This is a genomic window from Streptomyces sp. ML-6 (genome assembly GCF_030116705.1).
GTDB lineage: Bacteria > Actinomycetota > Actinomycetes > Streptomycetales > Streptomycetaceae > Streptomyces.
Map to the genome: position 1 here is coordinate 5,992,725 of NZ_JAOTIK010000001.1, position 11,296 is coordinate 6,004,020.

Sequence of the window (11,296 nt, forward strand, 5' to 3'; positions counted from 1 at the left end):
GGCGCCGGGGAAGCTCCGGTCCGGCATCGCCCGCAGTCCCCTGCGGGCGAGGTGTTTCTCTCATCTGCGAAAACCGTACGACAGCCGATGGGGGACCGACAGCCGGAAACGTATCCCGCCATCGGCCCCGCACACCTTCTTCACAGGCCCACACGCGACGCCTGCATCCCCGGCGGGGGAGCGGCCCTCCGCCGCCGGGGTCCGCACGGGTCAGATCCCGGCGAACGCCTGCTCGATGACGTCGAGCGCCTCGTTCAGCAGGTCCTCGCCGATCACCAGCGGCGGCAGGAAGCGCAGGACGTTGCCGTACGTGCCGCAGGTGAGGACCAGCACGCCCTGGGCGTGGCACGCCTTGGCGAGCTTCGCGGCGGCCTCCGGGTGCGGGTCCTTCGTGCCGGACTTCACCAGCTCGATCGCGATCATCGCGCCGCGGCCGCGGATGTCACCGATGATGTCGCCGTTGTCGAGCTTCGCCTGCATCTCGGCGAGGCGGCCCTTCATGACCTCCTCGATGCGCTTGGCCTTCCCGTTCAGGTCCAGCTCGCGCATCGTCTCGATGGCGCCGAGGGCACCCGCGCAGGCGACCGGGTTGCCGCCGTAGGTGCCGCCGAGGCCACCGGCGTGGGCGGAGTCCATGATCTCGGCGCGGCCGGTCACGGCGGAGAGCGGGAGACCGCCCGCGATGCCCTTGGCGGTGGTGATCAGGTCCGGGACGATGCCCTCGTCCTCGCAGGCGAACCACTGGCCGGTGCGGCAGAAGCCGGACTGGATCTCGTCGGCGACGAAGACGATGCCGTTGTCCTTGGCGAACTGGGCGATCGCCGGGAGGAAGCCCTTGGCCGGCTCGATGAAGCCGCCCTCGCCGAGCACCGGCTCGATGATGATCGCGGCGACGTTCTCCGCGCCGATCTGCTTGTTGATCTGGTCGATGGCCTGGGCGGACGCCTCGGCACCGGCGTTCTCGGCACCGGTCGGCCAGCGGTAGCCGTACGCCACCGGCACCCGGTACACCTCGGGCGCGAACGGGCCGAAGCCCTGCTTGTACGGCATGTTCTTGGCGGTCAGCGCCATCGTGAGGTTGGTGCGGCCGTGGTAGCCGTGGTCGAAGACGACGACCGCGGTGCGCTTGGTGTGGATGCGGGCGATCTTCACCGCGTTCTCGACGGCCTCGGCGCCCGAGTTGAACAGCGCCGACTTCTTGGGGTGGTCGCCCGGCGTCAGCTCGGCGAGCTGCTCGCAGACCTCGACGTAGCCCTCGTACGGCGTGACCATGAAACAGGTGTGGGTGAAGTCGGCGAGCTGCGCGGACGCGCGGCGCACGACGGCCTCGGCGGAGGCGCCGACCGACGTCACGGCGATGCCGGAGCCGAGGTCGATCAGGCGGTTGCCGTCCACGTCCTCGATGATTCCGCCGCCGGCGCGGGCGGTGAACACCGGCAGGGTGGAGCCCACGCCCGCCGCCACCGTGTTCAGCCGACGGGCCTGCAGCTCCACCGACTTCGGGCCGGGAATGGCGGTGACGACGCGTCGCTCCTGCGGAATTTCGGTCATGGGGGGCTCCTGGGGGGATGTTTCGGACGCTTCCCCAGCAGGCTAGGGGCGAGGCCCGGGGTCCGGCATGTTCCGTTCGGGAGTGGTGCCGGCGCGCCGTTGTCCGCCACGGACATAGCGGGGGCGCCGGGACGGCGGCCGCCACGGCGCGCGGAGCCGGACGAAGGGCCCCGGAGCGCGGCCCGGAACATCCCGGCGGACCGCGTCCGACGGGGTGGCGCGGGGCACTAGATTGATGACTTCGGGCGCCCGCGCCCGGAGTTACCGGTCGGAGCTGGTCAGGGGACGAGGGACAGCAGATGGACACCGAGGGCACGTACGGCTCGCGCGACACCCGCTCCGGTCATCCGGTGCCGCGCCCGGCAGGCCCGCCACCGCCCGAACTGCCGCCGAGGCCCGGCCACGCGCCCACGGTCGGCCCCTCCCTCGGCGACTGGCTCCGCACCCCGCGCGCGGCGGCCGAGCCCGGCCTGTGGCGGTTCGGCCACCGGCCCCGCCCCGAGGCCGACCCCGACCGGGTGCCCGACCGCTCCCTGATCGGCGGCGCCGTGGTGGCGCTGCTCGCCGCCCTGCTGGTCTGGTCGCTCTGGCGCAACGGCTACGTGCCCCACAGCCGCATCCTGCTGGAACTGGTCACCCCCTCCGACTGGTGGGGGCTCGAACGCCCCATGTCGGCCGTGACCGCGCTCTCCGTCTACAACAGTCTGGTCGCCGTCCTGGTGATCTGGGGCTTCGGCCGTCTCGGCAACTGGCGCGAGGTGTTCCGCCGCTACGCCGTCGACCACCCCCTGCCGAGCCGGATGCTGCGCACCGCGCTGACCGCCGCCGTGCTCATCTGGTGCTTCGTGAACGCCGACGACGTGCTGCCCTTCGACAACCTGGCGCTGGGACTGACGCCGCACTCCTGGCTCTTCAGCGGTACCGCCGAAGAGGTCGCGGCGCAGGTGGAGACCTTCACGACGGTCTTCCACCTGACGGGGGCCGCCGTGATCCTGCTGCTGATCGGGCGGGCCGCCGACTGGCCCGGGACCGTCCGCGAGCTGCGCGGGGGACGCAGGAGCGGCCCGGAGCCGGAGAAGGCACCGGCGGAGGACCCGGCCGACTGGCCGCTGCTGCGCGCCGCGGGCCAGCAGGAGGCCGCCGACCGGCTGGCCGCGGAACAGCGCACCGGCCGCATGAACGATGTCGACTGCGTACGCATCCGGCGCGCCTGGAGCGGCGTGGAGGCCGACCCCGCACGGCTCCGCCCGTTCGTCGACGCCGTGCTCGGCCAGGGCGCGGCGGCCTGCCCGCACCCCTCGAAGGCCCGGGATCTGCCGGCCCGTTCCGCCACCCACGACCTGCTCACCTCGCAGGTCCGGCTCGGCCGCTACCCGGACCGCGACCGCAGCCCGGCCGCCCGGCGGGGCGCGGGCGCCGCCCTCGATCCGGCGGTGCTGGGCGCGTCCCTGCTGGCCGTCGGACCTTTCGGCGCCGGCAAGACCGGGCACCTGGTGCGCCCGGTCGTGGAGTCGCTCGCCCTCCAGGCCCTCGCCGGGAAGGCGGTGGTCGTGGCCGTCTGCGCGGCCGGCACCCCGCTCGGGGCCGACGAGGGCTACGACGTGGTGATCAAGCCGGGCGACCCGTCCTCCGCCCACGACCTGGACCTGTACAGCGGAACGGACGACGCCGACGAAGCCGCCGCCCTGCTCGCCGAGGCCCTCGCCGGGGACCTGCCCGACGTCGACGCACGGCGGGCCACCACGGCACTGGCCCAGCTCCTCGGCCCGTACCGGGCGGCCCACGGACGCTTCCCCACCGTCCCGGTGCTCCGCGAACTCCTCGAGGGCTCGCCCGGGGCCCTGGCGGAGCTGCGGGCCCGGCTCGACGCCGACACGCACCGCTCCTACATCCGCGAACTCGACGGCCGGGCCCGGCAGACGGCCATCCCCGGCGACCCCGGCCTCCGGCTCGCCGAACGGCTCGCGTCCCTGGACCGGCCGGCCTTCGCCGGGTTCTTCGACCCCGGGCCCGCCACCCGCGCCTTCTCGGCGCGCACCCTCGAACACCCGCTGCGGGTCCGCATCGACCTCCCCGAGCGCGCCCACCCGGAGGCCGCCCGCCTCCTCACCCGCCTGGTGCTCGCCCAGTTCACCACCGGCGCCGCGGCCCGCACGGACCGCTCCCTGTTCGCCTTCCTGGCCCTGGACGACGCCACCCACACCGTCACCGCCGAGTCCGTACGGGCCGTGCAGCGGCTGCGGAGCCGCAACGCGGGGGTACTGCTCACCCTGCGCGGACTGGACGACGTCCCCGAGGGCCTGCACACGACGCTGCTGGGCTCCTTCGGCTGCCACATGGCCTTCTCCGGCGTCACCACCTGGGACGGGCGGCTCTTCGCACAGGCGTGGGGCACCGAGTGGGTGGAGACCACCGAGGTCGCCAAGCACACGGTCTTCGCCGACCAGCCGCTCACCCGGGCCGTGCACGCCCTGCGCAAGCTCGTCACCGGCAAGGCGGTGACCACCGACGCGGTCACCGTCCGCCAGGTCGAGCGGGAGCGCTGGTCGGCCTCCGAACTGGCCCACCAGGTGCCCGCCGGACACGCGGTCCTCTCCCTGACGACGGTCGACAACGAGCACGCGCCGCCGCTGCTGGTGGACCTGAACGGCTGAGGGAACGCAGGGCGCGGGGTCCGTCGGACACGGTCATGACGGACCCTGCCGCTCTGGCAGAATTGACGGGAGTCGTTCATACGGGACGGCGAAAACCGACTCCCCGAGGTCCCGCGCTTCCCATGCCCCTCACTCTCGCCTCGCTCGTCCAGCACTCCGCGCTCAGGCTCACGGTGCGCGCGGGTGCGGACCGGCTCGACGTGCCCGTCCGCTGGGCGCACGCCAGCGAGCTGACCGACCCCGTCCCGTACATGGAGGGCGGCGAGTTCCTGCTCGTCACCGCCACCAACCTCGACGCCGAGAACCCCGAGGCGATGCGACGGTACGTACGGCGGCTGGCCGGGGCCGGGGTCGTCGGCCTGGGCTTCGCCGTCGGCGTCAACTACGACGAGGTGCCGCGCGCGCTGATCGACGCCGCCGGGGAGGCCGGGTTCCCGCTGCTCGAAGTGCCCCGCCGCACCCCGTTCATCGCCATCGCCAAGGCGGTCTCCTCGACGATCGCCGAGGAGCAGTACCGGGCCGTGACGGCCGGGTTCGAGGTCCAGCGGGAACTGACCAGGGCCGCGCTCTCGGGCGACGGACCCGGGGAACTCCTCGGCCGTCTCGCCGCCCACCTCGACGGCTGGGCCGCGCTGTACGACGCGGCGGGCCGGGTCGTCGCCGCGGCCCCCGAATGGGCCGCCCGCCGCGCCGCCCGGCTCACTCCCGACGTGAAACGCCTGCGGGACCGCCCCGCCCCGGCCAGCATGGTCGTCGGCGGCGCCGAGGACCGGGTCGAGCTCCAGTCCCTGGGTACCGGCCGCCGGGTCGGGGGAGCGCTGGCCGTCGGCACCGACGCGGCGCTCGGCACCGCCGGACGGTACGCCGTGCACTCCGCCGTCGCCCTGCTGACCCTGACCACCGCCCGCTCCCGCTCCCTTCAGGGCGCCGAACAGCGCCTGGGCGCCGCGGTGCTGCGCATGCTGCTGGCCGGCCAACCCGACCACGCGCGGGCAGTCGCGGGGGACCTGTACGGGGACCTCCTCGACGCCCCCTTCCGGCTGCTCATCGCGGAGGCGTCCGACCCCGCGGCCCCGGCGGCGCTCGGCGAGGCGATGGAGGCAGCGGCCTTCCGGACCGGCGAGGCCCTGCTGGCCGTTCCCGAGGGCGGCCGGCTCGTCGTCCTCGCCGCGGACGGCGGCGCCGCGGTCGCGGCCTGCGCCGCCCACGCGGCGGCCCAGGAGGCGCGCACCCCCGCCGAAGGGGGCGCGGAGGAGGGCCGGGTGGTCGTGGGCCTCTCCGCACCGGCCGGCCCGATCGCCGTCTCCGCCGCGTACAAGCAGGCCGAGCAGGCCCTTTCGGTGGCCCGGCGCCGGGGCAGGGCACTGGTCGAGCACGAGGAGCTGGCGGCCGGCTCGGTGCTCCCGCTGCTCGCCGACGACGCGGTACGGGCCTTCGCCGACGGGATGCTCCGGGCCCTGCGCGAGCACGACGCCAAGGGGCGCGGCGACCTGGTGGCCTCGCTGCGCGCCTGGCTCGCCCACCACGGCCAGTGGGACGCGGCGGCGGTGGACCTGGGCGTGCACCGGCACACCCTGCGTTACCGGATGCGCCGGGTGGAGGAGATCCTGGGCCGTTCGCTGGACGACGCGGACGTCCGGATGGAGTTGTGGCTGGCCCTGAAGGCCACGAGCAACCCGCCGCCGGAGTCGTAGCCGCGCCGGAGCCGGAGGGCACGTGCGGGCGGCCCCGGCCGGAGCGGGACGTTCCGCTTCCGGCCCCGTCGCGTCCACTTCCGGCCCTGCAACCTCCGCTTCCGGCCCCGTCGCGTCCGAGCTCGGCCTCGCCACCTCCGCGTCCGACCCCGCCGCATCGGACAAAGCGGCGTACCCCCGACGCGTACTGCTCCACGCCGGACAAACGCCAGGCGCGCCCTCCGGCCCTACGGTGGGACAGCACACCCCCACGACTCCGAAGGGCCGGACCTCCATGACTTCCACCCACGCCTTCTGGCTCGCCGGCCGCCAGGCCACCGGTGAGGACAGCTTCGACGTCACCAACCCCTGGGACGGCCGTCTCGTCGGCACCGTCAGCGTGCCGACCGACGCCCAGGTCGAGGAGGCCGTCGCGGCCGCGCACGCCGTGCGCGAGGAGTTCGCCGCGACGCCGGCCCACGTCCGGGCCGCCGCGCTGGACCACGTCGTACGGCGCCTGGTGGAGCGCACCGAGGAGATCGCCCAGCTGATCTCGGCCGAGAACGGCAAGCCCATCAAGTGGGCCCGCGGCGAGGTCGGCCGCGCCGTCTCCGTGTTCCGGTTCGCCGCCGAGGAGGCCCGCCGCTTCAACGGCGGCGACGCCCAGCGCCTGGACACCGACGCCGGCGGCACCGGCCGCCTCGGCCTGACCCGACGCTTCCCGCGCGGCACGGTCCTCGGCATCGCGCCGTTCAACTTCCCGCTGAACCTGAGCGCCCACAAGGTGGCCCCGGCCATCGCCGTCGGCGCCCCGATCATCCTGAAGCCCGCCCCGGCCACCCCGATCTCCTCGCTGATCCTGGGCGAGCTGCTGGCCGAGACCGACCTGCCGGCCGGTTCGTGGTCCGTGCTGACGGTCCCCAACGACCGGATGCCCGCCCTGGTCCAGGACGAGCGGCTGCCCGTCATCTCCTTCACCGGCTCCGGCCCGGTCGGCTACTCGATCATGGAGTCGGTGCCGCGCAAGCACTGCACCCTGGAGCTCGGTGGCAACGCCGCCGCGGTCGTCCTCGGCGACTACGCCTCCGAGGAGGACCTGGACTGGGCCGCGACCCGCATCGCGACCTTCTCCAACTACCAGGGCGGCCAGTCCTGCATCTCGGTGCAGCGGGTCATCGTGGACGCCGCGGTCCACGACCGGCTGCTCCCGAAGATCGTCGCCGCCGTCGAGGCCCAGGTCACCGGTGACCCGTCGGACCCCACCACCGAGGTCGGCCCGCTGGTCAGCGAGGACGCCGCCAAGCGCGTCGAGTCCTGGGTCGACGAGGCCGTGCAGGCCGGCGCCCAGCTGCTCACCGGCGGCAAGCGGGACGGCGCCACCTACGCGCCCACCGTGCTCACCGAGCTCCCGGACGGCGTCACCCTCTCCTGCGAGGAGGTCTTCGGACCGGTGCTGTCCGTGCAGAAGGTCAACGGCGAGGCCGAGGCGTTCGAGGCCGTCAACTCCTCCAAGTACGGCCTGCAGGCAGGGGTGTTCACGCACGACCTGCAGACCGCCTTCCGCGCCCACCGGGCCCTGGAGGTCGGCGGCGTGATCATCGGCGACGTCCCCTCCTACCGCGCGGACCAGATGCCGTACGGCGGTGCCAAGCAGTCCGGCGTCGGCCGCGAGGGCGTCCGCTACGCCATGGACGACTACACCTACGAGCGGGTGCTGGTCCTCACCGGCCTCGCCCTGTAGTCCACGATCGGCGGCGAGCCGATCCACCGACGTCGCCCGCGTCCGCCTGGACAGCACGCGGGCGACCACGGAACGGCCGGAGCCCACTGTGCGGGGGCTCCGGCCGTTCCGGTCCTCTCCCGCTCCACCGTCCCGCCGCGGCCGCCACCGGGGGCGGGTCAGTGGAGTGGCCCCCGACCCGATCGGCGCCCGGGAGATGGCGGGCCCACCCGGAGTCGGATACATACGGACGAGTAGAGCCGGCCGGTGACGCGGACGGGCGCACGGACGCGCCCCGCGCGCACCGGCCCCGTCCCCCATCCGCGAAGCGGCGAGGTGAGCTCCTCATGTCCGCACCATCCGCATCATCCTCATCGTCGGCGTCGAAGGACGCGCCCGGCGTCACCGAACGCGAAGCGCGCCGGGTGGCCGAGGCGGCGCGCGAACAGGACTGGCACAAGCCCAGCTTCGCCAAGGAACTGTTCCTCGGCCGCTTCCGGCTCGACCTGATCCACCCGCACCCGATGCCGCCCCCGGACGACGTCCGGCGAGGCGAGGCGTTCCTCGCCCGGCTGCGCGAGTTCTGCGAGACCCGGATCGACGGCGCCCGGATCGAGCGCGAGGCCCGCATCCCGGACGAGGTGATCAACGGCCTCAAGGAACTCGGCGCGCTCGGGATGAAGATCGACCCGAAGTACGGCGGGCTCGGCCTGACCCAGGTGTACTACAACAAGGCCCTCGCCCTGGTCGGCTCCGCGAACCCGGCGATCGGCGCGCTGCTCTCCGCCCACCAGTCCATCGGCGTGCCCCAGCCGCTGAAACTCTTCGGCAGCCAGGAGCAGAAGGACACCTTCCTGCCCCGGCTGGCCCGCAGCGCCATCTCGGCGTTCCTCCTCACCGAGCCGGACGTCGGCTCCGACCCGGCCCGGCTCGCCACCACGGCCGTCCCGGACGGACCCGACCACTACGTCCTGGACGGGGTGAAGCTCTGGACCACCAACGGCGTCGTCGCCGACCTGCTCGTCGTGATGGCCCGGGTACCGGAGTCGGAGGGCCACAAGGGCGGCATCACGGCCTTCGTCGTCGAGGCGGACTCCCCGGGCATCACCGTCGAGAACCGCAACGCCTTCATGGGCCTGCGCGGCCTGGAGAACGGCGTCACCCGCTTCCACCGGGTCCGAGTCCCCGCCGCGAACCGCATCGGCCCCGAGGGCGCCGGCCTGCGGATCGCCCTCACCACGCTCAACACCGGCCGGCTCTCCCTGCCCGCCATGTGCGTCGGCGCCGGCAAATGGTGCCTGCGGATCGCCCGCCAGTGGTCCTCGCGGCGCGAGCAGTGGGGCAGACCGGTCGCCCGGCACGAGGCGGTCGGCGCCAAGATCTCCTTCATCGCCGCGACCACCTTCGCGCTCGAAGCGGTGGTGGACCTCGCCTCCCAGATGGCGGACGAGGACCGCAACGACATCCGCATCGAGGCGGCCCTCGCCAAGCTGTACGGCTCCGAGATGGGCTGCCTGATGGCCGACGAACTGGTCCAGATCCGGGGCGGACGCGGCTTCGAGACCGCCGACTCCCTCGCCGCCCGCGGCGAACGGGCCGTACCCGCCGAGCAGTTGCTGCGCGACCTGCGGATCAACCGGATCTTCGAGGGCTCGACCGAGATCATGCACCTGCTGATCGCCCGGGAGGCCGTCGACGCCCACCTGAAGGTCGCCGGGGACATCATCGACCCCGACAAACCCCTCTCGGCGAAGGCACGGGCCGGAGCGAACGCGGCCGGCTTCTACGCCCGCTGGCTGCCGGGCCTCGTCACCGGACCCGGCCAACTCCCGGGCACGTACGCCGAGTTCAACCCGGCCGGTCACCCGGACCTGTCCGCCCACCTGCGCTATGTGGAACGCTCCGCCCGCAAGCTGGCCCGCTCCACCTTCTACGCCATGTCGCGCTGGCAGGGCCGGATGGAGACCAAACAGGGCTTCCTCGGCCGGATCGTCGACATCGGCGCGGAACTCTTCGCGATGAGCGCCGCGTGCGTCCGCGCCGAACTGCTGCGCTCCTCGGGCGAACACGGCCGCGAGGCGTACCGGCTGGCCGACGTGTTCTGCCACCAGTCCCGCGTCCGGACCGAGGAGCTCTTCACCCGCCTGTGGTCCAACACCGACGACCTCGACCGGCGCCTGGTCGACGGCGTCCTGTCCGGTGCGTACACCTGGCTGGAGGAAGGCGTCGTCGACCCCAGCGGCGAAGGACCCTGGATCGCCGACACCGCCCCGGGGCCGAGCGTCCGGGACGACGTCCGCCGCACCATCCGCTGAACCCGCCCGCCGTACGGGGCCCGTCCACGCACCGGACGGGCCCCGTACGGGCGCGCACGGTGCGGCAGGATGGCCGACCGTGACCGTCATTCACCTCCCCGGCTCCAAGTCCGTCACCGCGCGCGCCCTCTTCCTGGCCGCCGCCGCGGACGGCACCAGCACCCTCGTACGGCCCCTGCGCTCGGACGACACCGAGGGCTTCGCCGAAGGGCTCACCCGCCTCGGCTACCGGATCACGCAGGAGGCGGACCGCTGGCACGTCGAGGGCCGCCCGGCCGGCCCCGCCGTCACCGACGCCGACGTCCACTGCCGCGACGGCGCCACCACGGCCCGCTTCCTGCCCACCCTCGCCGCCGCCGCGGCCCGCGGCAGCTACCGCTTCGACGCCTCCGCCCAGATGCGCCGCCGCCCCCTCGCCCCGCTCACCGGGGCGTTGCGCGCACTCGGCGTCGACCTGCGCCACGGCGGGGCCGAGGGACACCACCCGCTGCGGATCGAGGCACACGGCATCGAGGGCGGCGAAATCACCCTGGACGCGGGGGAGTCCTCGCAGTACCTCACCGCGCTGCTGATGCTCGGCCCGCTGACCGGGAACGGGCTGCGGATCACCGTCACCGACCTGGTCTCCGCCCCGTATGTCGAGATCACCCTCGCGATGATGCGCGCCTTCGGCGTCGAGGTCGTCCGGGACGGCGACGTCTTCACCGTGCCGCCCGGCGGCTACCGGGCCACCACGTACACCGTCGAACCCGACGCCTCCACCGCCAGTTACTTCTTCGCCGCGGCGGCCCTCACCGGCCGCGAGGTCACCGTCCCCGGACTCGGAACCGACGCGCTCCAGGGCGACCTGCGGTTCGTCGACGTGCTGCGCCGCATGGGCGCCGAGGTGCGCGTCACGAAGGATTCCACCACCGTCCGCTCCGAGGGCAGGCTCTCGGGCGTCACGGTCAACATGCGCGACATCTCCGACACCATGCCGACCCTGGCCGCACTCGCCCCCTTCGCCTCGGGACCGGTGCGCATCGAGGACGTGGGCAACACCCGGGTGAAGGAGTGCGACCGGCTGGAGGCCTGCGCCCAGAACCTCCGGCGGATGGACATCACGGTCGAGACCGGCCCGGACTGGATCGAGATCCGGCCGGGCACCCCCCGCCCCACCGAGATCGCCACCCACGGCGACCACCGCATCGTCATGTCGTTCGCCGTCGCCGGACTGCGGGTGCCGGGCATCACGTTCGACGACCCCGGATGCGTCCGGAAGACGTTCCCGGGGTTCCACGAGGCCTTCGCCGAGTTCGTCGGACTCATGAACCACCGATGACCGTCCCCCGGTCCCGGCGGGCCGAGCGGCCGGATGACCGTGAACGTCCCGGTACGGGAGGC

At 73.8% G+C, this 11,296-nt stretch carries 6 protein-coding genes; 5 read left to right on the top strand and 1 reads right to left on the bottom strand.

All coding sequences use genetic code 11. The features are described from left to right. Nucleotides 1–210: 210 nt before the first annotated feature. Nucleotides 211–1,551 (bottom strand): 4-aminobutyrate--2-oxoglutarate transaminase, encoded by a 1,341-nt coding sequence (gene gabT / locus OCT49_RS26640; RefSeq protein ID WP_283854330.1) that lies wholly within the window; start codon nt 1,549–1,551, stop codon nt 211–213. Nucleotides 1,552–1,850: 299 nt separating this feature from the next. Between gabT and OCT49_RS26645 the strand changes: the two genes are divergently transcribed. The 5 genes from OCT49_RS26645 to aroA all read left to right on the top strand — a co-directional run bounded on the left by OCT49_RS26645 (nt 1,851) and on the right by aroA (nt 11,234). Further along, a complete protein-coding gene (locus OCT49_RS26645; protein WP_283854331.1) occupies nt 1,851–4,205 on the top strand; it encodes an ATP/GTP-binding protein in 2,355 nt (784 codons plus the stop codon). Between the two features lie 122 nt (nt 4,206–4,327). Next, entirely contained in the window at nt 4,328–5,899 is a 1,572-nt protein-coding gene (locus OCT49_RS26650) for a PucR family transcriptional regulator (RefSeq protein WP_283854332.1), read from the top strand. Between the two features lie 274 nt (nt 5,900–6,173). Beyond that, nucleotides 6,174–7,619, top strand: coding sequence for an aldehyde dehydrogenase family protein (locus OCT49_RS26655; protein ID WP_283854333.1), 1,446 nt, complete (start codon nt 6,174–6,176; stop codon nt 7,617–7,619). A 326-nt stretch (nt 7,620–7,945) separates the two neighbouring features. After that, a complete protein-coding gene (locus tag OCT49_RS26660) occupies nt 7,946–9,913 on the top strand; it encodes an acyl-CoA dehydrogenase family protein (RefSeq protein ID WP_283854334.1) in 1,968 nt (655 codons plus the stop codon). 79 nt (nt 9,914–9,992) lie between these two features. Next, nucleotides 9,993–11,234, top strand: coding sequence for a 3-phosphoshikimate 1-carboxyvinyltransferase (gene aroA, locus OCT49_RS26665; protein WP_283854335.1), 1,242 nt, complete (start codon nt 9,993–9,995; stop codon nt 11,232–11,234). The last annotated feature ends 62 nt before the right edge of the window (nt 11,235–11,296 follow it).